This window comes from Hominimerdicola alba (assembly GCF_900109655.1).
GTDB lineage: Bacteria > Bacillota > Clostridia > Oscillospirales > Ruminococcaceae > Hominimerdicola > Hominimerdicola alba_B.
This window is the reverse complement of sequence record NZ_FOAT01000004.1, coordinates 91,560-115,848: the sequence shown is the minus strand read 5'-3', so window position 1 is coordinate 115,848 and position 24,289 is coordinate 91,560. Positions and strand designations below refer to the sequence as shown.

Here is a 24,289-nt window from a genome sequence, read left to right as displayed (position 1 = left end):
GAATCTTTTTTATTTTGAGGTGATATGAGTTTTAGCCGACTATGGCTCGATTATCTCAACGTCATTAGCGCCGAGCTTCTTGGTCTCTTCCTCAGCAACTCTCTGGATAGCCTCTTCGCGGGACTTCTCCAGAGCATCCTTCATGTCCTTGCCAAGGAACTCAGGCAGAGACATACCTGCCTGCTCGAACAGATCGTTCAGAGGAGGAACGCTCTTCATCAGACCGCTCAGGAAGTTAGCGGTAGAACCGCCGCCCTGACCGCCGTTAGCGCCGCTGTCCCAAACAGTGATCTTGTCGATCTTGATGTTCTTGATAGCCTCGACCTGGATAGCTATCAGCTGCTCCATCTTGTCAGCGATGATGAGTCTTACGGCTGCATCTGCATCGCCGCCTGCAGCAGCAACTATCTGCTTCAGACCTTCTGCCTGCTTGGTGAGTATCTCCTGATTACCCTTAGCCTCAGCTTCCATCTTAGCGAAGATAGCGTCAGCTTCACCCTTTGCCTTACGTCTTGTAACTTCAGCCTGTGCCTCAGCCTGGATCTCAGCCTGCTGCTTGCTGATCTCAGCCTTAACGATAACGTCAGCCTTCTGGGTTGCCTTTTCAAGTTCTGCTCTTGTAAGCTCTGCTTCCTGCTGAGCGATGTATGCTTCCTGCTTAGCCTTTGCAGCCTGAACTGCCTCGGCAGCGGTAGCCTTACGCAGAGATTCTGCTTCTCTTTCTCTTCTCTCTGCCTCGGACTGTGCAACAGCTACCTTAGCATCGTTCTCACCCTTGATAGCGTCAGCATTTGCAGCTGCAACTTCGATCCTCTGCTCTTTCTGAGCGTGGGACTGACCGATCTCACCGTCTCTGTGCTTCTCAGCAACGCTCTTCTTAGCGTCGTTGATAGCCTTAGCGGCAGCTTCTTTACCGAGAGCTTCCAGATATCCGGACTCGTCTGTGATATCGGTAACGTTAACGTTTATCAGTTTCAGACCGATCTTTTTCAGCTCGATCTCAACGTTGTTGGATACTGCCAGCAGGAACTTGTCTCTGTCGGAGTTGATCTCTTCGATATCCATTGTAGCGATGATAAGTCTCAGCTGACCGAAGATGATATCCTTAGCCAGTTCCTGTATCTCCATCAGCTTCAGTCCGAGAAGTCTCTCAGCTGCATTCTGCATGATGCCGGGTTCGGTAGAGATACCAACTGTGAATCTCGAAGGAACATCGATACGGATATTCTGCTTCGACAGTGCATTTTTCAGGTCAACGTTGATGGAGATAGGTGTCAGATCCATGTACTCATAGGACTGGATAACAGGCATGATGAATGCCGCACCGCCGTGGATACATCTGGCACTTCTTGCCTGACCGTTCTTGTCTGTACCTACCTTACCGTAGATTACCAGCACCTTATCGGAAGGGCATTTTCTGTATCTTGAAAGTATAGCCATAAGCGCTGCGAAAAGTACCGCAACTATAACACATATAATAATCATTGTCTCGGTTCCCATAGTAGATCTCCTTTGTCAGTAAACGAATTTGGTTTATGTGAGATGTTGTCTTTTTCTATGTTCTATGTTCCTTTATCTTTCTGTCAGGAACAGGGGTTAACATCGGTATGTTCCTGTGAACTGCTTGCCGTCCGATTCATATCGGTATACGGACTTCTGAAGTATGTTTTTCATGTTCTTCTCCTTTATTCATCGGATGTGTTATATCCGCATTTTTCAACAATCATATCTTTGTACTTATTATATGCTTTAGTCCCATTTGGGTCTAAGTCAACTTTTTCACCGTTTATTACAAATACGTTGTTACTATCAATGATTTCAGTTTCATCTTTTTCACCTTTAATTGTTCTGACGATGTATTTGTAATTTCCCCCAACGTCTGAAGCTGCCGTATATTCTTTGCAAAAAGCATCTGCCTTTTCCGTTAATTCATCGATCATATCATATTTAGTTTCATCGTTTATGTTGATAGTGACACTCAGCATATAGGTCTTGCTTTTTGCAGCTGAACTCAGATCGATATCAGATAGTACAGGGCAGTTTTCTGGAGATATGTACTCAGCTATTTTATCGTCATTTTGACCATATCCATCGACATAAAGCGAACTGATTTCAAAAGGAAATACAACTATTTCATAGCCGTCGCCCTTAGCGCTTAATGATGAAACATCCGGGTCATATTTTACATCAAAATATTCCGGGATTACATTATAGTTAGCATCTTTCCTTGCAATATCATTTATATCATTTACAATAGATATCATTACATAATAGTCGGATTTTTTATATCTGTTTTTTATGTAATCGGTAATGCTTTCATCTACGTATTCACTACTCTCATAACCTGCCATGGTGTTGAGATCAAAATGTCTAACGTTACCGTTTTTATCCTTATATTCGATATCATAAATCTTGTATCTGAAAGGTATTTTGAACGGAGCTTTTGGATTATAAGTTAATCCGCTTTTCGTCACGGTTATCTTGTAATCACCCTTGAAAGTCTTGTCAAAGAGCTCCTTGTATCTCTTCTCATAGTCGATGCCTCTGCACCATGTCAGCCATATTCCTCCTGCTACCCCAACTATTGCTGCAGCGGATATCAGTGCGGCTTTTGCTTTTGTTTTCATTCAAATTACCTCTTCTCTCTTTTTTACCTTGATCAAAAGCCGTCTTGCTGTCTTCCTTCTTTTGTTCTACACATAAGATATTGTCTCTCTTTTATGTCTCTTTCTTTTGTCTTTTTTACGTCTTGCTGTCTTCCTTCTTTTGTTCTACACAGTTTGTTTTGTCTCTCTTTTATGTCTCTTTCTTTTGTTTATTTTTAGCGTCTTGCTGTCTTCTTTCTTTTGTTCTACACAATTAATTTTGTCTCTCTTTGTTTTGTCTTTATGTCTCTTCTTTTGTCTTTAGTTCTTTTGTATACTTCCTGCTAAGCGTCTTTTTCTACTATTACATCGTCGCCGCGAACGTCTACCACAACTACCTTGGTGCCTGTTTTCAGCATCTCTTCGCCCTCGTTGAAAGCTCCCAGCTCCATCATCTGTCCCTGAAGCGTCATGGTTATCTTGCCCATGCCCTGATTCTTCGGCGGACAGGGGATATAGACCGTTGCGCTTTCGCCTATGGCGTTTCTCAGGTCAACTGTGCCGTTTTCGGCAAGCTTCATTGAAAGCTGAACCATCTTGGCTACCAGTACCATCGTTCCCAGACCAAGCAGTATTCCAACAGGCAGTGCCGCAACGCTGGGTACCTTTGAACCTACCAGCACTATGGACGACCAGCTGAATACCGTCAGGAAAGCAACTATCGTCTGTAAAGTGAAGAAGTGCATCGAGCTGTCTGTCACGCTGTCATTATAAGAATGATCGTGGAAGTCGCCGTCGTGGTGTGCATCGATATCGTGATGTACGTCGATATCATGATGACCGCCGTGGATATCGAAACCGTGGTGTCCGCCTATATCGTGAACGGCGCCGTGTCCTATATCGAAGCTGTGTCCGCCCACATCTGTGTGCATATCCAGTCCGGAAGTGTCGCTTACATCGTGTCCGCCGTGGTGCATACCGAACATCGCCAGCAGGGTCTGCAGTATCAGCAGCATTGTTGAGGGAAAGGCGATGCAGTAAAGCACTTTCAGCAGTCCGCTGAGCCCGTTCCACCAGATATCAAATCTTTCCATCATATTTCCCGCCTCCTTTTACGTAGGTAAATATGTGCTGTAAATTTAATTTACCTAATTATACACCAAACCATTTACTTTGTCAAGGGGTTTTTCAAAAAAATTTTTACAGAATCGATTTATTATAATATATAATACCTTTATTATATAGAAAAACATTCTGCATTTACCTTTTGCGTAAATCACATAACCCTATGAGGTAAATGTATATGTTAAATTTCTGTAAAGCTATTGCAATTTTGCAAAAAGTGTGATATATTATATGTAAATGAAATTGACACGTAAAGGAGGCTAACAAATGGACGCTAAAAATATAGGACGTATTATAAAGGAAGCCCGCCTCGCCAAGAAAATGACACAGAATGAAGTGGTGGGCGATTTCATAACCAGAAATATGCTCAGCCAGATAGAGAGCGGCAGTGCAATGCCCTCAGTGAAGACCCTTGAATATCTCTGCAAAGTGCTTGATATACAGCTTGAAGCCTACGATACCACCCCTGCGGCAGATGCCGGTATGATGGGGTATATCGAACTCAGGAACCTCTACGCCGCAGGCGTTTATGAGGAGATAGTAAAGGCTGAACCGCCCCACGGCTACATTGATGAGTTCACCGCACTTAAAGCAAGAGCCTGCCTGCATCTGGCAGAACAGCTTACGGAGAATGACGATATAAACGCATTCCAGCGGGCAGTAGAACTTGCCAAGCAGGCACAGGAGCTTTCAGCCCAAGGGATCTTTGCAGATATCAACGCTCACGATAAGGCTGAACAACTTATAAAAAAAGCCGCTGCAAAGCTCAGCGCATATTACAGCAGCCTTATCTGACATGACAGATAAAGGAGAACAACATTATGGATTTCATCATAGATATAGCAGAAGAATTTGTTATCGGTTTTCTTAACAGCAGATATGTTCCGCGCCCGATAAGAGTTATCCTCCGTGCAGGATTTTTTATGCTCTGCATAGCAGTAAGCATCTTTGTGATAGCAGCAGGCATCTATGTTATCCTGAAACATTCCATAGCCATCGGCTCGGTTTGCTCGGTTATGGGCGTGACCATGTTGATACGTTCGGCTAAAATGTTCACAGGCACACTGAAAAGAAACTGAAAATAAAAAATTCAAGCCATATTTCGACTGTTTGTCAGAAGTACTATGGCTTTTTTGTTGACAGTTCTGCACCGTTGTGATATAATAAATTCTAACAAAAATCGTAAAGAGGAGCGGTACAAAAAATGAAGAACAGCAAAGCCATCACCGCGATAGATATCATCGCATTTTTGCTTAATGACCTGCTTGGCTGGTTCATTATTATAATGTATGATATTACAAATGTTTTCGGAAAATTTCAAGACCTGAAGTTGCATCGTGCGCTGATTGTTGTAGGTATTGTTCACATCATTCTGAGCATGATCTGCAATGTTTTCTTCTTCAAAAACGAGAGAACAAAACATCATATCCAAATCGGGAACAAGCTGTTTATCTATAATATAGTAATGACTTTCTGCCCATATCTGTATCTGGCATTTACCCAAATCGTATCATAAAGGAGAACAGATCTCAATGAAAAATACTCTCGGCTACCGAATTTTCTTTCGCTATCTTGAAAACATCTGGAACGCAGAAGAACACGACTGGCTGGGTGGGATGCTTGGCGGAATGAGTCTGGGCAGTCCAGCCGATCTCGCTTATGCTGATTACTGGGATAAAGCTATTGAAAAGATATCAGAACCAGACGACCCGTATCAAATCGGTATACAATTCCTGAAAGACTACCTTGCCATCGGTTACATCGATGAGATAGGTCAGATACTTACCGATATGGAAAATAACGCCCGCCTTGACCTATGGGAAAAAGCGGTATATGATGTTTCACATGATCTCGATGACCCGGATATGCATATTGTATCCGAGGATAAGCCGTGATCTGCGAAAGAATACGAATAAAAACCAATGTCCCAAAGTGCAGTTAACACTTTGGGACATTGGTTTTATAGCATATTTTAAGTCAGAAATATCCCCGCAGACACCTGCTTCCAAATATTTCTTTTGTACCACTTGCAAAAATTGAAAAAATGTGTTATGATATATGATATAATTAATTACAACGGAGGTGCAGCTTTGAAAATACAGGAATCTGCCGAGAATTATCTTGAAAGCATACTCATGATCAGTGAACGCAAGGGCGATGTAAGAAGCATCGATATAGTCAACGAGCTTGAATTTTCCAAGCCCAGCGTCAGCATTGCCATGAAAAATCTTCGCGAGAACGGATATATTACAGTTGATAAGGACGGCTACATCACACTTACAGAAAAAGGTATGGAGATAGCTGAGAAAATGTATGAGCGCCATAAGCTGTTTTCCAAGCTGTTCGTTTCACTGGGCGTAAGCGAAGCTACTGCTTCCAAGGATGCCTGCCGCGTTGAACATATCCTCAGCGATGAGACCTATGCGGCAATCAAGAAGTTTATAAAAGATAAAGGTCTTGTGGACTAATGACCAATAAAACCCGCGGCGGAGCAGTAATGCCCCGCCGTTTTTATTTTCTGAGTTTATCAAGAGTTTCGTCAAGTATCTCTTTTCTGAGTTCAGTTAACCATTCCGAGAAAGCCGCCGCATCAGCACCGTAAGTCAGATTTAATTCACGTTCATTTTCAGACCATGTGTCAAGGGGCGATTCGTTGTGCTGTATAAGGGCTTCAAGCTTGTCAAGTGCCTTGAACAGTTTTGCTTCAACTGTTTTCTGTTCTTCCATTTCTTGATATAATGCTTTGAATTCACAAGAAATATCAGCAGGAAGAGAATCAACCCATTCTGAAAGCAATCTGTCCTCATTTTCTCTGTCTTTATCAGTCTTAATGAATGTGGGTATGTCACCCGTAAAACATTCGCCAAGATCGTGAATTAAACACATGGCGGTCAGCTTGTTTATGTCAGCTTCGGGAAATTCTCCATGAAGCATCAGCGACATCAGCGCGAGTCGCCAGCTGTGTTCTGCAACACTTTCGATACGTCTGCCTGAAGTTGTGCAGTGCCTTGTGGTGTCTTTCAATTTTTCTGCGGTGTGCAGTATTTTAAGATAATCTTTTGGTGTCATACTGCCTCCGTTAATCAGGTGCTATCTCAGCCATTATCTTCAGCGCCGTGTTAAGACCATCGACCGCCGCGCTCATTATTCCACCTGCATAACCCGCACCCTCGCCGCAGGGATAGAGATTATCGCAGGAAAGGGAAGTCATGCTTTCGCCGTCTCTTGTTATCCGCACAGGTGAACTTGTTCTCGTTTCGGGTGCGCAGAGCAGTGCCTTTCCGTCCCCGAAGCACTTCATTTTACGAGAAAAAACTTTCAGTCCCGTGCGCATCATATCCGTCACCTGCTTGGGGAAGATCTTCTCATAATCCACCGCAGTCACCCCAAGTGAATAGCTGGGCTCGATATCCGTGTCAAGGTCAGCTTTGCCATCAAGGAATCCTTTTACGCTTGAAGCGCAAGCCTTATAGCTGCCTGTGCAATTGTAAGCTTTCTGCTCTATCTCCCTAGCAAAGTACATACCGTCAAGCGGCTTGCTGCCGAAATCATCGGGAGTGACAGATACCACCAGTGCAGAATTCGCATTTTTGCCATCACGGGCGAATACGCTCATTCCGTTGGTGACAGTTCCGCCGTTCTCCGAAGCCGCTGGAACGACCGTACCCCCAGGGCACATACAGAAAGTGTAAGCCGCCCGACCGCTGCCGTCGCGGTGTGAAAGCTGATATTCACCCTTTGGCAGCATGGGACTTCCTGCATACTCGCCGTAAAGACTTTTGTCTACTTCAGTCTGTCTGTGCTCAATTCTCGCACCTACTGAGAAAGGCTTTGCTTCAAGGAAAATGCCTTTCCTGTGCAGCATCTCAAAGGTGTTTCGTGCTGAATGTCCTATCGCCAGTACCACCGCAGAGACTTCTTCTCTTCCGCCGTTGAAGCGCACAGCCTCAACCTGTCTGCCGTTCAGTTCGATATCTTCCAGCATCGTTCCGAATCTTATCTCGCCTCCAAGTTCGATAATACGCTCTCTTATCGCCTTAACAACTCCTCTCAGCCTGTCCGTGCCGATGTGGGGCTTTGCCTTTGTGAGTATCTCTTCCGGCGCACCGAATCCCACCATTCTCTCCAGCACGTATCTGCAAAGCGGGTCTTTTATTCGTGTTGTGAGTTTTCCGTCCGAGAAGGTTCCTGCGCCGCCCTCGCCGAACTGTATGTTCGATTCCTCATTTAGTATACCCGTGCTCATGAAATTTTCCACCGAAGCAACACGGTCTTCGATGCATTCGCCGCGTTCCAGTATAATAGGGCGATATCCCTGTTCCGACAGCGCCAGTCCGCAGAACATTCCCGCAGGACCGAATCCGGCGATGACCACACGTCCCTTGACTTTGTTTTTTGATATCACAGGCGAGAACCCCGCAGGCGCGGCATAGGTGAAAGATATGTCCTTTTCTGCCAGTCGCTTTTCCTCATCACTGCTGCCAAGTGTGAATATCACCGAATGTACATAGTGGATATTCCCCCTCTTTCTCGCATCGAGAGAGGTCTTGTATATATGCGCTCCGCGTATGGCAGAGGGTGCTATCCCAAGCTTTTTCCTTGCCGTTTCTATGACGCTTTTCTCATCTGTCCCCAGTGCGGAACTTATCTGATTTACAATAACAGGCATTGCTGTACCTCCAAAAAAGCGGTCCGACATCTTCCGCGCCGAACCGCTGTTTATAATTTTTTTATGAGAGCTCAGAGTCAGAAGAACTGCTGTCGTCTGTCTTTGGTTTGGATACCGTGATCTGAACCTCGTTTGTGCCGAAGCACCAGACGTTCTTTTTACCCTTTGCATAAATAGTTGCTTCCTTGGTGTAGGAACCTATCTCCTTTATATCACTGAGTGATACCTTTGCGTGGATATCTTCGTCCGTCATGCTCTCGATCACCTCTGTGGGCCCGTAAAGCACCACATTCGGCAGCTTTTCGTTGTCGATCTCGCTGATGAATACAGTAGGAGTTCCCACAAGCTCTATATTCTCTGAATCAAGGGTGAATGTTGCTGAGCTGTAACCCTCTTTGTCGAAGCTGACGATTACGGAATCAGTGCCGCTCATATTGACCTCGCCCTTGTTCTTCTGAGGTATCTTGAATGAGAATGCCCTTTTGAGGTCAATGCTGCTCAGAGGGATATCACCAAGTTCAAGATCTTCCTCATCGGGATCGTCCAGATGGGGCGTTATCACCGAGATCTTGTCCTCAGAGAGCTTCATAGGCAGCGAAGATACATCAAATCCATCAGGCGCACCTGTGATATTTACCGACAGTTTCAGCACTTTCTTTTTGTATATCTCGAACTTTACACTGTAGTCCGAAGCACTGTTTGCAGTGAATTTCGAGCTGTCCAGTTTGTTGCTGTCAGCATCGTAGAATACCAGTTCCTCAGCCTGCATCGAAGAATCCTCCGAAAGCTTTTTGGATTTCGATATCCTTGCCGATACTCTGTCTATCTTGTCAAGCTCGTTTTTGGGACCGCTGATAGTTATTTCCTCAGGTGTCACCGAGGTCTTGTTAAGAGTATAGCCTTCTTCCGCCGAAACCAGCGGAGCTTCCGCGGTTACCTCGATAGTCTTCTGAGTTATCCTGTCAAAATCCACTTTAATGGTGTCAGGCGTTACCGAAACTATCGTGCATCTGTCCGTGGTATGATTGCTCCTCACATCGATATCCAGCAGGTAAGTGCCTTCTTTGGTAACATCTTTAAGATTCACCGTGGCGCTAAGATCGTTTTCCGTATACGTTCCTATCTCATAGTTCATGCCCTTGATCTCAACATCAACAGTGATATCCTTGTAATTCAGTGCCTCCAGACCTTTTTCCTCAGCCGCCGTGCCGTCCATATTGAAATCCACATGAACTCCCGAGATGGTCTTATTTATGGTCGGGAACTGAGTTATGGACATTATGAACCAGCTTATCACCGCGATGATAAAAGCCAGTATCCTAAGGGAAAAGTCTGTGCCCTTGTCCTTGATGTTCTTTATCTTCTTGGATATCGGAGTGTTCTTGGTGTTTTCTTTTACTTCTTCCATCTTGAGAACACCCTTCCTGCTAAAGATTTTTCTTTGCCCGAGCTGCCTTCCTTATCGGTTATCAGCGAGGAAGTCAGCAGCTTTTTGAGGGATTCCTTTGAATATCCTCTTGTAAGCTCGCCGTTCTCAGCCACCGATATAGCACCTGTTTCCTCGGATACGACTATTACCAGTGCGTCCGAGTTCTCGCTCATGCCGATAGCAGCTCTGTGTCTTGAACCCAGCTGCTTGTTTATCAGCTCGTCTTTCTGCGGCCTTGGCAGAAAACAGCCCGCCGCAAGTATTATACCGTCCCTGACTATCACCGCGCCGTCATGCAGCGGGGTATTGGGGTAAAAAATATTTCCGAATACAGCAACGGATGGCGTACAGTTCAGCACAGTACCCGTAGCTATCTGTTCGCCAAGCTTTGTCTTGCGCTCGCAGATTATCAGCGCACCCGTCTTGCTTGATGAAAGATTCTGTGCCGCATCGCAGATAGCATCTATTGCACTGCTCCACTTCATCTCGTCCGAGGTAGCGTCCTGCGGATTCAGAAAACTGAGTTCAGCTATCTTGGTACGTCCGACTTTTTCCAGCATACGCCGAAGTTCAGGCTGGAAAAGTATGATAAGAGCAAGAAAGCCCCACTGAAAACACAGTTTCAGCAGAAAGCGCATAGTGTTCAGATTGAACAGATAAGCTATCGCATAGCAGCCAAGCAGCACCGCGATACCTTTTGTCAGCTGCTGTGCCCTTGTCTCACGGATAAGCTTGATGCCGTTGTATATAAGAAAATAAAGTATGATTATGTCAACAATATCGTTAATACGTATATTGAGAAACACGCCCCATATTGAATTCAAGGTCTCTTGTATTGTCTGAAGCATATTCCACACCCTTTGCAAAAAAGTAAATGAACTCTACATTCTTTAATATTATAGCATAATCCATAAAAAAGTACAAGACTTCACGCCCAAAATTTTTATACAAATTGTAACTAATCTGCCAATAATTTTACACACTTGTTACAAAGACAGATAAGCCCCTTGATACGCCGTATGATCCTCCTCTGTACCCTGTCTGTCGGATAAAGTATGTTTCAAAAGGTTAAAATTTCGGTACAATTTACTGTATTTCGTTGACAAAAATACAATTTCGGCGTATAATAAATATGTATGTGCGATAAGCACAAAAGTCCTCCCGAATGGGAGCAGATACTATATTATATGAAGGAGTGTGTACAAGTGGACGATGCCGATAATTGCCGAACGTGCTTTGCTGCCGTGAGCAGGCGTTTTCTGCCTGTGCATATTTTTTGACCCGCGGCAGCAATAGTAAATGAAAAACTGTCATTACTATAAAAAGCATGATTCGTGCATGGTAGCCCTTGACATTTTGGAGGGATAGATATGTATGAAAAAGTTTTACAGCTGCTGACAGAGCGTGATTTCAAGAGTATCCGCGGGATATTCATTGAGATGAACGAAGCCGATGTGGCTTCTCTGCTCCAGCGGTTCCATGATGACCATGAAGCCGATAAGCGCGACCTTACTCTGCTTTTCAGGCTTTTAAACAAAGATATCGCCGCCGACGTATTTGCCTATATGGACAGCGATATGCAGATGATGCTCATAAATGCTTTCTCGGATAAGGAGCTTCAGGAAGTCGTCGATGACCTGTATGTCGATGATACCGTTGACATCATCGAAGAAATGCCCGCCAACGTTGTGGCGAGGATAATCAAGTCGGCAGATGCCGAGACCAGAAAACAGATAAACCAGATACTCAAATACCCAAAGGACAGTGCAGGTTCGGTAATGACCACCGAGTATGTCTACCTGAAAAAGGATTATACCGTAAAGGAAGCCCTTGAATGGATACGCCATGTGGGCGTTGTCAAGGAAACGGTATATACCCTTTATGTTACCGAGAGCCGTGTGCTGATAGGAGTACTTTCTCTCCTTGACCTTATCACAGCCGATGAGCAGGATAAGATAGAGGATATCATGGAGACGAACATCATCACCGTGAGCACCCTTGAAGACCGAGAACTTGTTGCTACAAAAATGGCTAAGTATGACTTCGCGGCTATGCCCGTTGTGGATAAGGATATGCGCCTTGTGGGTATCATCACCTACGATGATGCCATGGACGTTATCGAAGAGGAGACCACCGAGGACTTCTCGAAAATGGCAGCCGTAGCCCCCAGTGAGGAATCCTATTTCAAGACCTCTGTTTTCGCTCACGCCAAAAACAGGATAATGTGGCTTCTGGTGCTGATGCTTTCCGCTACGCTTACAGGCGCGGTGGTAAACCACTATCAGGAAGCTTTCGCGGCAGTGCCCGTGCTGGTGTCATTCCTTTCCATGCTCAGCGGTACAGGCGGTAACTGCGGTTCCCAGACTTCCACCCTCGTTATCAGAGGTATGGCGCTGGGTGAGATAAATATGCGTGATTTCTTTAAAGTCATATTCAAGGAATTCCGCATAGCCATAGTCTGCGGCATACTGCTTTCCGTAGTAAACGCAGGCAGGATAATACTTGTATACCATAACGATACCTCGGTGAACTGTTACAAACTGGCATTCACCGTAAGCGCCGCCATTCTGCTGACGGTCATACTTTCAAAGCTGATAGCCGCCATGCTTCCCATGGCAGCCAAGAAGCTGAAACTCGACCCAGCCATAATGGCAGCTCCCCTCATCACAACAATAGTCGATACCTGTTCAACTCTTATGTTCTTCATTCTGGCGACTATAGTATTCGATATCAAATAAATAACCAAGCCGCAGCTTACCTGTTGATAAGCCGCGGCTTTTTGTTATATTCAGTCAGTACATACCTGACAACCGTGGACGCTCAGATATGTATCATGCACCGCGCATTTCGGAAAACCGCACTTCACGGGATCATTCTCATCGGCTTCCGAAAGCCATTCATCCAGCGAAGCATCGATGATATCATCGGTGGTCATGCGCTCTATCAGTTTCCTGAATGTTCCAAGGAATTTTTCTGCATATTCCTCGTTGGGTGAATACCCAAGAGTCTCCCAGCCCAGCTTGTTTTTCGCTCCCTCGATGACCCTCAGCATAAATGCTTTGTCCTCATGGAAACTGCGCCTGTCCCAGGGAATATCAACTATATTAAAACCCACAGTTCCTATCCCGACAACGCTTTGATTTTTCTCCGCCAGAAAAACCATCAAGCGCTTCTGGCTTTCCGTTTCGGCAAGCCGTCCGCCGCTTAGGCAAAGTATATTTATTAACATCGAAGTGCTTCCGTTTTGAATATGGAGACAGTCTTCGTCAGCATAGTCTTTAAAACATATCGTGTTCATCTGTGCATCACCCCGTCATGAGCATATTTTGCGGATAATATACATATTATAAAAAGAGCGCTCCACACTCGTGCAGCGCTCAGATATTTATCAGTCGATCTTAACGGTCCAGCCGAAAGTATCGGGGATCTTGCCCCACTGGATACCTGTCATTGTATCATACAGCATCTGGGAGATCTTGCCTATCTTGTTATCGTTGATAGTCATTACCTTGTCGCCCCACTTCAGGTGGCCAACAGGGGAGATAACAGCAGCAGTACCTGTGCCGAATACCTCGTCCAGCTTGCCCTCGTCATAAGCCTTGGCAACTTCCTCGATGGTGATGCGTCTTTCAGAACATGGGATACCCTTGCTCTTGCATACCTCAAGTGCAGACTTTCTGGTGATGCCGGGGAGTACGGAACCTGTCAGCTGAGGTGTAACAACTTCGCCGTCGATAACGAAGAATATGTTCATCGAACCAACTTCCTCGATGTACTTCTGCTCAACACCGTCAAGCCACAGAACCTGCTCGTAATCCTGATTGTGAGCCTCGTCCTGACCCTTCAGGGAGATAGCGTAGTTAGCAGCAGTCTTTGCGAAACCTGTGCCGCCGCGTACCGCTCTTACATACTTCTGCTCAACATAGATCTTAACAGGGTTCAGACCTGTGGAGTAGTAAGCGCCTGAGGGTGAGAGGATAATCATGAACAGATAGTGATCTGCAGGTCTAACGCCTACATAAGGATCTACAGCAAAAATGAAAGGTCTGATGTACAGAGCAGCACCGTCGGTGTGAGGTACCCAGTCCTTCTCAATCTCGACCAGCTTCTTGGTAGCTTCTACCATGAATTCCTCGTCGATCTGAGGGATTACCATTCTCTCAGCAGAAACGTTCATTCTCTTGTAGTTCTCGTCGGGTCTGAACAGCTGAACGCTGCCGTCAGCAGTTCTGTAAGCCTTAAGACCTTCAAAGATCTCCTGACCATAGTGCAGGCACATCGCAGCAGGGGACAGTGTAACATTGTCAAAAGGAACGATGCGTGCATCGTGCCAGCCCTTGCCTGTGTCATAGTTCATAACAAACATATGGTCTGTGAATACGTGACCGAAGCCAAGCTTAGTCTCATCAGTAGGCTTAGCCTTAGGAGTTTTGGTCAGTTCGATTTTGATTTCCATAGTGATCCTTCTTTCTTAAAAATTGATCTGTTACTATTATAATACACTTTCTCTGATTTTTCAAGGGGTAAAATGACATTTCTTGAAATATTTCTGATTTTTTCCTGCAAAAATGCGATATCACCTCACGAAGAATCCGCTTAACAGCCTATCGGCTTGGATTTTTTTGCAGTTCGATTTTACAAATATTCACAAGATCTTTTCCCGCCATTTTTATCTCCGATCCCGATGTTTTTTCGCTACTTGACAAATTAGTAAAAAAGTTGTATATTATAGACTATATTTATGTGCTAAATCGATCAAATATAAACGGAGTGATAAATAATGAGTTTTAAGATCAGAGCAGCAGCTCTTGTTATGGCGGCAGTTACCGTCGGCAGCAGTCTGTCAGCGTTCCCTGTGTCCGCAGCAGGACAGTCCGCTTCATACAGTACGTCTTCTTCAAAAGCCCCAACAGCGAAGACCACCTATTCCTCTACCGATAAATCTATAACCATCAGCTGGGATAAGGTCAGCGGAGCAAATGGATACTATATTTACAGATGGTCCTCATTTGCACCGGCATGGATCAAAGTGGGCATTGCTAATTCGGTAGCTACTAATTATACCGATAAAAAGGTCACAGCAGGTACATCCTATAAGTACTATATTGTGGCGTATAAGTCTTATAGCGGCAAGCGTATCATGAGCGGCAGGAGCAGTGAGATATCAGCCTGCACCAAGCCCTCAGCACCAAAGATCACGAATACTTTTGCCGATACGAGCAGTCTCACCTTCAGCTGGATTAAGATCAAGTGCAGCGGCTATGAGGTAAGCTACAAGAAAAGCGGTGGTTCCTGGAGTTCTTCCAAGAAGATAAACTCTGCCAACACCACTTCCTACGATATCACAGGTCTGAAAGCGGAAACATCTTACACCGTCAGGGTGAGAGCCTTTGTAAAATCAGCCGACGGCACTCTTGTCTACAGCAGTTACTCCACCGCTGATATCAGTACAGAATCCGATTTCCCCTACAGAAAAAGCAGTAAGTACCTCATAGAAAGGCTGGACAGTGCAAAGCGCACATCAGCGAAAAATACCTACTACGAGTGCAACCGTCAGGATTCCAAAGAGACCAAGACCCTCATCACCATCAGCGATGAAGATATGGCGACCATCAAGCGCTTTGTAGATGCACACTATAAATCGGATATGTCTGTTGGTGAGTTCCTTGACTATACCGTTCAGTGGCTGAACAAGAATATCTCATACGCTGACGGCTACCACGGACCCGCATACAGCGAGATATGGAACAGGAGCCATGTTGACAACTGCTTCAATTACAAGGTAGGACAGTGCATACAGTATAACTCGACCATATGCGCGGTTATGAGATATCTGGGTTACGATGCAAGAGTTATCCAGGGCTGGCGCGGTACATCCCTTGATAACAAGTGGCAGCATTTCTGGTGCGAAGTTACCATAAACGGCACTGATTATGTCATGGATTCCTATAACTACGGCACCGACGGCGACTGGTATTTCGTATGCGCCACCTACGAGGAGACAGCTCCGTATTCATACAATTCCCATTATATAATGAACAAAAAGCTGATGGCACCCTTCACGGGCTACAGCAATATAAGGAACCGTCTTGCGGCAATAAAAACAAAGTGATAACAAAAAAGCCTTTCGTCAAACACGAAAGGCTTTTCATATTCAGAAAACTCTGATCACTGTTTTTTGAAGTTAACGGTCAGACCGCTTTCAGTCATCGCGATAGTCTTGCTGTCAACGATGTCGAATTCCATTGTAGAGTCGTCCTTGCCTGTGCCATCCTTGAGGATGATCTTCTTGTCCTTAACTTCCCACTCGATCTTGTCTTCCTCACCTGACTCGATGCCACCGAATGCCATCTTTGCAGTGTGATCCTTTTCAAGTGTGATAGTCATGCCAACCTCTTCAGATTCAGACTTCCATGTGCCAACATACTTGCTGTCGCCGCAGCTTGTAAGCATAAAGCAGCACATTACTGCAACCATGATCATTGCTACAAACTTTTTCATTTTTTCTTACCTCCTTGTTTTACCGCAGAATCATCTGCATTTACTATAGCAGTTTAACATTTATACCGCCAAATGTCAAGAGAATAGCTATTGTTGAAAATATTTTTAATTTCTTTGAACAACAACCATGTTATTTTGTGAACAATATTTGACATTCATTACAAATCATATCTGCCTATATCAAAAGCCCCGCAGACTTTTAATCGTCCGCGGGGCTGAATATCTTATTTTTTCTGATATTTGATCAGCTTCCATGCGCTGTATATGCCCATAACATCAGCAAGCAGAAGTCCTATAAACATAGCCATCCATGGGACGAACTGTTCTGTGATGAAAGTCTGGTGATCTTTGTCCATGATCTTGTCTGCGATATTGCCCTTACCGAAAACATAGAATACCATTGCAAGGGCGAACCTCAGATTTATCAGACATATCACTATAAGCACCGAATATATCAGGCTTTTTCCTAAGGCTCCCATGCTGTCCTCGTACTTGTAAGCCGAAGCTCCCTTGCACAGACAAACTATGCACATGGTGAAAAACAGCAAGTATCCCGCAAACACTGCGCAGGTCATCACCTTGCTTTCCGTTTCTAATATCCTGCGCATCATTGTGAAAAGCTCCACCGTGAACAGCACCGATATGACCGTGCACAACAGCGTACTTACACAAAAGCTCTTTTCCCGGGGTTTAAGCTCGGGGCGTTTTATCTTGATTGGCATTTATTTTTCCTCCGTAAATGTTATTTTTACACGACCGATCTTCTGTTCGTCCTGCATATGTATCTCCATCTCAAAGGGCGGCGAGAATATCCTTTCCCCCTCTTCGGGTATCCTGTCCAGCAGCTCCATTATCCAGCCGCCCACAGAATGTCTTTCCGTTTCTATGGCATTCTCGTCAAGCTCCCATCTTTCCAGAAAATCCGAGATGGAAAGTTCAGCCGATACCTCGCAGGAATTATCCGAAAGCTTTACAAAGGAAGTATCTTCCTCATCGCTCTCGTCATATATCTCACCAACAAGCTCCTCGATGATATCTTCAAGGGTGCATATGCCCGCAGTTCCGCCGTACTGATCGACAACCACTGCCATATGTACCTTTTCTTTCTGCATCAGCTTCAGGGTCTCCGATATCTTTTTGCTCTCGGTTATGTATATAGGTTCGCCCAGTATCTTGGCGATATCATTTTTGCCCTTTGATACATACATCTCAAAGAAATCCGCCTGATGTATCACACCGATTATGTGGTCGATGTCTTTTTCGTAAACAGGAAGTCTGGAATACCTGGTTTTAAAGAAAAGCTCCTTTATCTCCTCGATGTCATCTTCAAGTTCCACAGCCTCGATGCTCACTCGCGGCACGAAGATACTGCTTATGGTTATCTCATCGAAATCCAGCGCCGAGCGCACAAGGTCGGATTCCTGCTCTTCCAGCACGCCCTCGTCCTCTATCTCTTCTATGATGTATTTAAGCTCTTCCTCGGTAACGGAGGGCGCTTCGTTGTTTGAGCCCACCAGCTTTACGACACCCTTTTTTATACCCGTGAACAGCCATATCAGCGGGGTAGTGATGAACATGAAAGCTACCAGGGGAGCCGCCATCAGCACCGAGAAGCTTTCCGCATTCTCCTTAGCCAGACTTTTAGGCAGTATCTCACCGAAGATAAGCACCAGCACCGTCATAACCGCAGTCGCGATACCAACGCTGCCCGAGCCGAACTTCTCGGTGAAAAACACCGTAGCCAGCGCCGAAGACGCAATATTCACCACATTGTTGCCGATGAGTATGGCAGTCAGCGCGTTATCGAAGTTCTCACAGATGTACAGCGCCTTAGCGGCACTCTTGCTTCCACAATCAGCCATTTTTTTCAGCCTTATCCTGTTGCATGAGGAAAAGGCGGTCTCGGTAGCCGAACACACTGCCGAAAGTATCAGCAGCAAGGCTATCAAAGCAATGTCCATAAAAGAAACGATCATCCTTTCAGTCTTTACTTTGTATCCTTTATATAATAGCATACTTTTTCACAAAAGTAAAGAGATTATTAAGCAAATACGAGAATAATCACAGTATAAAGCGAGAGTATACATATAATTCCAATAATTCGTATCATTTATTTCATATGATTTTTGCTGATTTCGCTGTAATTATTACTTAATTATCTTCCTTAACTTAAAATTCTTGACATATAAAGTGGGATATGATATAATAATGTAGAATTATTGTGATAGATGTTAATAATCTTAGGTTTTTATCTGTCACAATAAAATTTTTTTGGTAAACTATAAGTTCATCTGACAGGAGGATCTTTACTATGTTTTGTACGAATTGTGGTAATCAGGTCGCTGATGGTCTCAGCTTTTGCCCTAACTGCGGCACTAAGGTTGCAGCCCAGCCTAATGTTCAGCCTGTGATCCCTCAGGAGTCTGTACCTCAGGCACCTATACAGCAGCAAGCTCCCATACAGCAGCAGGCACCTATCCCTCAGCAGCCCGTTATTCAGCCCGCAGCAGCGGCAGCTGTTAAAAAGCCACTTGATAAAAAGCAGATCAAGAAGATAGGTATAGTTGCAGGTGCAGCAGTTGTAGCGATAGCGGCTATCGTTGGTGTTGTATCCCTTATTTCTTCGGGCGGTTCTTCCGATAATTCCCTCTTCCATGATGGTCTGGTGCCATTCCGTTCAGATGGTGACTACGGCTACCTCAATGAAAAAGGAGAGATCGCTATAACTCCCATGTATGATTCTGCCGAGGATTTCTCCGAGGGCCTTGCCTGTGTTACCACAATGGTCAGTGAAGGCTACCGTTGGGGTTACATAAACGAAAAGGGCGAAACAGTTATAAATTTTCAGTATCAAGAAGCTTCAAAGTTTAAGGATGGCATAGCAGAAGTAGTTGTAGGCGATTACGCAGGCTTCATCAATAAGAAGGGCGAATACATCATCAATCCCCAGTATAAGGAAGATGAGATCTTCTATATCGGATATGATATGTTCCTTATCCAGGATTCAAGCGGAGATTACTGGTCGCTCTGCAATAAGAAGGGTAAGAAGATAAGCGAAACAAGATTCGATGAGCCCGATAATGAGTATATCATTTGCCCGCTGTTTAACGATACCTGGGGCAATACCGATGTTAAGCAGGACTGGAAGACTATTCCCCTGAAAACAGAAACAGGCAAGTATTGCTATATCAACAGCAGGGGCAAGGAAGTTATCTCAGCCCAGTACGATTATGCAAGTCTTTTCTGTGACGGCATGGCTGTAGTAGGCGTTAAAGACGGCGATTATGATATGAAGTACGGCTACATCAACAAGAAGGGCGAGTACGTTATCAATCCCCAATTTGATTCCGCTGAACACTTTGTGGAAGGTCTCGCACCTGTCTCAGTAAGGATAGACGGTTCCCGCAAGTATGGTTATATCGACAAGAAGGGAAACTATACCGTAAATCCTCAGTACGATTCCGCCAGCGTTTTTCATAACGGCGTGGCTATCGTATCTACTTATTCCAAAAAAAAGGATAATAATAGATACGGCATCATCAACAAAAAGGGCAAGGTTCTCTGCGAACCCCAGTATGACTGGATAAGCTTCGGCGAAGATAAAAAGCGTCTGGTATTTGAGTTGAATGATAAGTACGGCTATCTCGATTATAAGGGCGAGGTCGTTATCCCCAATCAATACAAGGCCGCATCTCCTTTCTACTCCGATGGCTATGCTGTTGTAAAAGTTGACGATGATAAGTATGGACTTATCAACAGCAAGGGCGAACAGGTATGGAGCAATATGTTTGAGAGCATAGGCTAAAAAAATTCATGACCGACAGCGTAATGCGTTGTCGGTCATTTTTTGGTTTATGAAGATTAAAGAAAAAGCCGACAGTACAAAACTGTCGGCTGAATTTATGAAGTATATCAGTCTTCTTCCTCAACAGGCATATTCTCCCAGTTGTGGTAAACGTTCTGAACGTCGTCGTTGTCCTCCAGATACTCCAGAAGCAGACCCATCTTCTTGATGGAATCCTCGTCTGTCAGGGTAACGTAGGTGGAAGGCACCTTGTCAGCCTCAGCGGAAAGTACCTTGTAGCCCAGACCTTCCAGTGCTTCTCTTACAGCAGTAACGCTGTTGGGTGCACAAGCTATCTCAACAACATCGTCATCAACGTTGAAGTCATCAGCGCCAGCCTCGAAAACGTCGTCCATGATCTTGTCTTCGTCAGCGCCGTTGTTCTCGATAACAACAGTACCAACATCGGAGAACAGATAGGATACGCAGCCTGAGTTGCCCATGTTTCCGCCGAACTTGCTGAAATAGCTTCTTACATCGGCAGCAGTTCTGTTCTTGTTGTCTGTCAGACACTCAACGATAACTGCAACGCCGTTAGGACCGTAGCCCTCGTATACCATTGACTCGTAGTTGTTCTTATCGCCGTCGCCTGCAGCCTTCTTGATGATCCTGTCTATGTTGTCGTTGGGAACGTTGTTAGCCTTAGCCTTAGCGATGAGGTCTCTCAGCTTCGCATTACCTGCGGGGTCGGGACCGCCCATCTTAACTACAACTGCTATCTCTCTGCCTATCTTGGTGAATATCTTAGCTCTCGCAGCGTCGGTAGCACCCTTTTTCCTCTTGATATTTTCCCACTTTGAATGTCCTGACATAAAATTCACTCCTTGATCTTTTCGTTGAATTCGTCCTCACCGTGTTCCCAGCAAAGACTGAACAGCACATCGATTCGTTCATGCTGTGCTGTCAAATATAAATAACCGAATAAACATTCCAGACCCGTAGCATTGCGGTATTCAGCTATCGTGGAATGTTTCGGCGCATTAACTTTGGTATTGCGCCCGCGCTTGAAGACCTCTGCTTCATTCTCGGTAAGTACGCCCTGCTCCTGTAAAAGCATCGCACATTCCGACTGATACTCAGCGCAGACTCTGCTCACCGCCAGCTTGTGAAGCTTGTGGGCGGGCATATTTGCCGCAAGAAGTATCCGCTCCCTTACCAGCTGTTCATAGACTGAATCGCCCAGAAAAGCCAGGGCAAGAGGGGAGTACTGATTAGCCTCGCGCTCTGTCATATCTATATGCATCAGTGTCACCTTTACGGGATATACTCAAACTCAAAGTCGAACACAGCAACAGTGTCGCCCTCCTGAATGCCCATAGCTTCCAGTTTTCTGATTATGCCGCTGGATACCAGAACGTTCTGGAAGTACTGCAGGGATGAGTAATCGTCCATATCCGCAACTCTGAGGATATCGTACAGCCAGTCCGCCTCGACGAAGTATACACCGTCTTCCACAGTGATGGAGAATTCGCGGTTGTTGGTATTCTTCCGCTCAACTTCCTCACGGGTGAGGGGCTGTGCTTCAAATCTTTTAACAGGCGGGAGCTCTGCAAGCTTTTCGTTTATGCCGTATATGAGCTCCTGGGTTCCCTTTGTGGTGGCAGCAGATATCTCGTAATAGGGGAGCTCCTGCTTTTCGATGTATTCCTTGAATCTTGCTATCTGCTCGGGGGTAGCCATATCGGTCTTGTTTGCCGCAACTATCTGCGGAGCCGCTGCCAGTTCCTCCGAAAAATTAGCAAGCTCTTTGTTTATGGCTTCAAAGTCCTCGATGGGGTCACGACCCTCGATACCCGATACGTCAACCACGTGAACTATCAGCCTGCATCTTTCAACGTGTCTGAGGAACTCATGTCCCAGTCCGATGCCCTCGCTTGCGCCCTCGATAAGTCCGGGGATATCAGCCATAACGAATGACCTTTCATCTCCGACTTTTACAACGCCCAGCACGGGTACAAGTGTAGTGAAGTGATAGTTCGCTATCTTCGGTTTTGCCGCCGAAACAACAGATATCAGCGTGGATTTTCCCACATTCGGGAATCCCACAAGACCAACGTCAGCCAGAAGTTTCAGCTCCAGTCTGATGTTGAATTCTTCGCCCCTGAAACCGGGCTTGGCAAATCTGGGTATCTGTCTTGTAGAGGTTGCAAAATGAGCATTACCTCTGCCGCCCTTGCCGCCGTGTGCCACGGTAACAGGCTCGTCAGCGGACATATCAGCAAGTATCCTGCCTGTATCAGCGTCCTTGATGACTGTACCTCTCGGAACTTTTATCACTAGGTCAGGAGCGCTTCTTCCGTAGGAATTCTTTGCGCCGCCATTCTGACCTTTTTCAGCCACGTACTTTTTCTTGTATCTGAAATCAATAAGGTTCGAGATGTTGTCATCGACCTTAAAGATGATATCGCCGCCTTTTCCGCCGTCGCCTCCGTCGGGACCGCCTGCTGCGACATATTTCTCACGGTGGAACGATACCGCACCATCGCCGCCGTCGCCTGCTTTGATATAGATTTTTGCCTGATCGACGAACATTCTCCGACCTCCCTTTATATATTTCTCATTTTAATTTCTTTACACAGCGCCGAAAGACCAAATATTACGTTTAACAAGAAGTCTGCGCCCAAATATATTATCGCTATAAGCCATAAGTATGTAGGGTGCATCTGCCTGTACTCTCTTTGCGCTTCCTTAGCATCGCAATCGGGTAAATAAACAGGAAAGACTTCTTCATCGTTCGTCTTATAAAGCGTCAGTTTGCTTTTGGAGTAATTTGCGAATTTCCCGTAAATCATCTCATTGACGCTGCCTTTGAAAAGCATTTTGGTCTTCGTTGCTTCCGCTTTCTGCTTCTCGTATGATGTATATATATCTTCGTCGCCCGGAGTAAAAACAGGTTCAAAGTCATCATAGGACTTACTGTCTATACTGATATAGTAATAGGTGTGCCAACCGTTTTTCCCTGTGTTCTCTCTTTTAGTCCAGCTGTTTACCTTGAAATCTTCATAAGTTTTTACCTTGGCAACTATCGGATGAGATGTGTGATAGTATAATATCCCAAGACAAAATACAGCTGCAATCAGAGCATGAAGCAAATAGCTGTATGATTTTTTTGACTGTTTATTCATTATATCCTTAACTTATCATAACGGATATCTGACCGTAAAAACGATATGCTCTGCTTTTTCGTACTTTATCCGTAAAAGTCACTATTGCAGCAGAAATATCATTTGAATCAGAATCCACCGTTTCTGCGGTTCCTGCGCCGCCGTTCTTCTTCCTTTTCACGCTGTATCCTGGCGTGTGCCATCATCACAAGTGCGTCTTCTTTGTCTGAAAAAGTGAACCCGGGCTCATAAACTCTGTCAGAGCTGTAATTATTGGCAACTCGCCTGTTTTGTGCGCCAAGTGAAAGATTCAGAAAACCGATAAAAGCAAGAGCTCCCAGCAGAAAATACCAGCTTGTGGGAGGATCGAGCTTTCTGTATTCGAGCTCAGCATTCTTTTTACTGCATCCAACCGTCGAAACGGGATAATGTCTGCCCCAGTCGGTGGTATACATCGTCACCCTTGGGTTTTGGTAGTTTGTGAAAAGCATGTAGTAACTACGTGGCACAGAATCAGAAAACAGCACTGTATTGCTGTCGTGATCCTTTTTTACGTCTTCATTGTCCTTGTAGTCGATCTTGACTTTCATTCGGCTGTCTTTCGGCTGAGCTTTTTCTTTCTTGTGATCATCATCGGCTATACCAGGAACATGATCCGGGTCTTCGCGGACGACTTTGACGTAATAATACGTGCTTAAATCACCCTCGGAATCCCTGTGCTGCTCTGTCCATGTTTTTACAGTGCAGTTGTCGTAGGTTTCGTACAGCCTGACATCTCTGAATCCGAAAAAGTATTTGTATCCGAAAACAGCAAGCGCGATGCAGATAAGGATCAGTCCGAACTTGCTGAAAGATCTGCCCATATCCCTGTTGATATTTTGAACATCATTATTCATTTTTGTTGTCCTCAAATGTTATCTGTTGTTGAGTTTTTAATATTTTATCGGTAATACCGATGTTTTGTCCTAGTCTTTTGTCTTTTTATCTCTTATAAAAAGACCCCGAGCAAAGTAAGCTCAGGGTCTGTCTTTT

General features: G+C 45.0%; 25 protein-coding genes. 8 read left to right on the top strand and 17 right to left on the bottom strand.

Going from position 1 to position 24,289, the window contains the following annotated elements; translation table 11 throughout:
* Nucleotides 1-39: 39 nt before the first annotated feature.
* The 3 genes from BMY75_RS06405 to BMY75_RS06395 all read right to left on the bottom strand — a co-directional run bounded on the left by BMY75_RS06405 (nucleotide 40) and on the right by BMY75_RS06395 (nucleotide 3,682).
* Nucleotides 40-1,500 (bottom strand): flotillin family protein, encoded by a 1,461-nt coding sequence (locus BMY75_RS06405; protein ID WP_074831368.1) that lies wholly within the window; start codon nucleotides 1,498-1,500, stop codon nucleotides 40-42.
* 185 nt (nucleotides 1,501-1,685) lie between these two features.
* Entirely contained in the window at nucleotides 1,686-2,627 is a 942-nt protein-coding gene (locus BMY75_RS06400) for a hypothetical protein (protein WP_074831365.1), read from the bottom strand.
* Nucleotides 2,628-2,929: 302 nt separating this feature from the next.
* On the bottom strand, nucleotides 2,930-3,682 hold the full coding sequence (locus tag BMY75_RS06395) for a hypothetical protein (protein ID WP_074831362.1): 753 nt from the start codon (nucleotides 3,680-3,682) through the stop codon (nucleotides 2,930-2,932).
* 295 nt (nucleotides 3,683-3,977) lie between these two features.
* On the opposite strand from BMY75_RS06395, the gene BMY75_RS06390 reads away from it, so the two are divergent.
* The 5 genes from BMY75_RS06390 (at nucleotide 3,978) to BMY75_RS06370 (ending at nucleotide 6,178) form a co-directional block, all read left to right on the top strand.
* Nucleotides 3,978-4,505, top strand: coding sequence for a helix-turn-helix domain-containing protein (locus tag BMY75_RS06390; RefSeq protein WP_074831359.1), 528 nt, complete (start codon nucleotides 3,978-3,980; stop codon nucleotides 4,503-4,505).
* A 26-nt stretch (nucleotides 4,506-4,531) separates the two neighbouring features.
* A complete protein-coding gene (locus BMY75_RS06385; protein WP_074831356.1) occupies nucleotides 4,532-4,789 on the top strand; it encodes a hypothetical protein in 258 nt (85 codons plus the stop codon).
* A gap of 125 nt (nucleotides 4,790-4,914) precedes the next feature.
* Entirely contained in the window at nucleotides 4,915-5,226 is a 312-nt protein-coding gene (locus tag BMY75_RS06380; RefSeq protein WP_074831353.1) for a hypothetical protein, read from the top strand.
* 16 nt (nucleotides 5,227-5,242) lie between these two features.
* On the top strand, nucleotides 5,243-5,605 hold the full coding sequence (locus BMY75_RS06375; RefSeq protein ID WP_074831350.1) for a hypothetical protein: 363 nt from the start codon (nucleotides 5,243-5,245) through the stop codon (nucleotides 5,603-5,605).
* Nucleotides 5,606-5,800: 195 nt separating this feature from the next.
* Nucleotides 5,801-6,178: a metal-dependent transcriptional regulator gene (locus BMY75_RS06370; protein WP_074831347.1), complete on the top strand. Its 378-nt coding sequence runs from the start codon at nucleotides 5,801-5,803 to the stop codon at nucleotides 6,176-6,178.
* 43 nt (nucleotides 6,179-6,221) lie between these two features.
* Here the strand turns inward: BMY75_RS06370 and BMY75_RS06365 are convergent, their stop codons facing one another.
* From BMY75_RS06365 to cdaA, 4 genes are all read right to left on the bottom strand, one after another.
* A complete protein-coding gene (locus tag BMY75_RS06365) occupies nucleotides 6,222-6,779 on the bottom strand; it encodes an HD domain-containing protein (RefSeq protein ID WP_074831344.1) in 558 nt (185 codons plus the stop codon).
* Nucleotides 6,780-6,789: 10 nt separating this feature from the next.
* Nucleotides 6,790-8,379 (bottom strand): NAD(P)/FAD-dependent oxidoreductase, encoded by a 1,590-nt coding sequence (locus BMY75_RS06360; protein ID WP_074831341.1) that lies wholly within the window; start codon nucleotides 8,377-8,379, stop codon nucleotides 6,790-6,792.
* Nucleotides 8,380-8,440: 61 nt separating this feature from the next.
* Nucleotides 8,441-9,787 (bottom strand): CdaR family protein, encoded by a 1,347-nt coding sequence (locus BMY75_RS06355; protein ID WP_074831338.1) that lies wholly within the window; start codon nucleotides 9,785-9,787, stop codon nucleotides 8,441-8,443.
* On the bottom strand, nucleotides 9,775-10,656 hold the full coding sequence (gene cdaA, locus BMY75_RS06350) for a diadenylate cyclase CdaA (RefSeq protein ID WP_074831336.1): 882 nt from the start codon (nucleotides 10,654-10,656) through the stop codon (nucleotides 9,775-9,777). Before cdaA ends, BMY75_RS06355 begins: the two co-directional genes overlap by 13 nt.
* Before the next feature lie 522 nt (nucleotides 10,657-11,178).
* Here cdaA and mgtE point away from each other — a divergent pair.
* Nucleotides 11,179-12,546 (top strand): magnesium transporter, encoded by a 1,368-nt coding sequence (gene mgtE, locus BMY75_RS06345; protein WP_074831333.1) that lies wholly within the window; start codon nucleotides 11,179-11,181, stop codon nucleotides 12,544-12,546.
* A gap of 50 nt (nucleotides 12,547-12,596) precedes the next feature.
* On the opposite strand, the gene BMY75_RS06340 is transcribed toward mgtE, so the two are convergent.
* Both BMY75_RS06340 and BMY75_RS06335 read right to left on the bottom strand, forming a co-directional pair.
* The gene (locus BMY75_RS06340) at nucleotides 12,597-13,037 is read right to left on the bottom strand and encodes a hypothetical protein (RefSeq protein ID WP_081350463.1); all 441 of its coding nucleotides are present in this window, start codon (nucleotides 13,035-13,037) and stop codon (nucleotides 12,597-12,599) included.
* A gap of 159 nt (nucleotides 13,038-13,196) precedes the next feature.
* Nucleotides 13,197-14,264, bottom strand: a complete 1,068-nt coding sequence (locus tag BMY75_RS06335; protein ID WP_074831328.1) for a branched-chain amino acid aminotransferase — start codon at nucleotides 14,262-14,264, stop codon at nucleotides 13,197-13,199.
* A 324-nt stretch (nucleotides 14,265-14,588) separates the two neighbouring features.
* Here BMY75_RS06335 and BMY75_RS06330 point away from each other — a divergent pair, with 324 nt between their 5' ends.
* Nucleotides 14,589-15,920, top strand: coding sequence for a fibronectin type III domain-containing protein (locus tag BMY75_RS06330; RefSeq protein WP_074831325.1), 1,332 nt, complete (start codon nucleotides 14,589-14,591; stop codon nucleotides 15,918-15,920).
* A 56-nt stretch (nucleotides 15,921-15,976) separates the two neighbouring features.
* Here the strand turns inward: BMY75_RS06330 and BMY75_RS06325 are convergent, their stop codons facing one another.
* From BMY75_RS06325 to BMY75_RS06315, 3 genes are all read right to left on the bottom strand, one after another.
* A complete protein-coding gene (locus BMY75_RS06325; protein WP_074831322.1) occupies nucleotides 15,977-16,309 on the bottom strand; it encodes a hypothetical protein in 333 nt (110 codons plus the stop codon).
* Between the two features lie 224 nt (nucleotides 16,310-16,533).
* Entirely contained in the window at nucleotides 16,534-17,031 is a 498-nt protein-coding gene (locus BMY75_RS06320; RefSeq protein WP_074831319.1) for a hypothetical protein, read from the bottom strand.
* Nucleotides 17,032-18,270, bottom strand: coding sequence for a hemolysin family protein (locus BMY75_RS06315; RefSeq protein WP_074831316.1), 1,239 nt, complete (start codon nucleotides 18,268-18,270; stop codon nucleotides 17,032-17,034).
* Nucleotides 18,271-18,620: 350 nt separating this feature from the next.
* Between BMY75_RS06315 and BMY75_RS06310 the strand changes: the two genes are divergently transcribed.
* The gene (locus BMY75_RS06310; RefSeq protein ID WP_074831313.1) at nucleotides 18,621-20,114 is read left to right on the top strand and encodes a WG repeat-containing protein; all 1,494 of its coding nucleotides are present in this window, start codon (nucleotides 18,621-18,623) and stop codon (nucleotides 20,112-20,114) included.
* 107 nt (nucleotides 20,115-20,221) lie between these two features.
* On the opposite strand, the gene BMY75_RS06305 is transcribed toward BMY75_RS06310, so the two are convergent.
* The 5 genes from BMY75_RS06305 to BMY75_RS06285 form a co-directional block, all read right to left on the bottom strand.
* Nucleotides 20,222-20,965: a YebC/PmpR family DNA-binding transcriptional regulator gene (locus tag BMY75_RS06305; protein WP_074831310.1), complete on the bottom strand. Its 744-nt coding sequence runs from the start codon at nucleotides 20,963-20,965 to the stop codon at nucleotides 20,222-20,224.
* A gap of 5 nt (nucleotides 20,966-20,970) precedes the next feature.
* Nucleotides 20,971-21,396, bottom strand: a complete 426-nt coding sequence (locus BMY75_RS06300; RefSeq protein WP_081350462.1) for a Mini-ribonuclease 3 — start codon at nucleotides 21,394-21,396, stop codon at nucleotides 20,971-20,973.
* Between the two features lie 11 nt (nucleotides 21,397-21,407).
* Nucleotides 21,408-22,685 carry a GTPase ObgE gene (obgE, locus tag BMY75_RS06295; RefSeq protein ID WP_074831307.1) on the bottom strand — a complete coding sequence of 426 codons (1,278 nt, stop codon included), beginning with the start codon at nucleotides 22,683-22,685 and terminating at the stop codon, nucleotides 21,408-21,410.
* Between the two features lie 14 nt (nucleotides 22,686-22,699).
* Complete coding sequence (locus BMY75_RS06290; protein WP_074831304.1) at nucleotides 22,700-23,278, bottom strand: hypothetical protein; 579 nt, start codon at nucleotides 23,276-23,278, stop codon at nucleotides 22,700-22,702.
* Between the two features lie 107 nt (nucleotides 23,279-23,385).
* Nucleotides 23,386-24,153 carry a hypothetical protein gene (locus tag BMY75_RS06285; protein ID WP_074831301.1) on the bottom strand — a complete coding sequence of 256 codons (768 nt, stop codon included), beginning with the start codon at nucleotides 24,151-24,153 and terminating at the stop codon, nucleotides 23,386-23,388.
* Nucleotides 24,154-24,289: the final 136 nt, after the last annotated feature.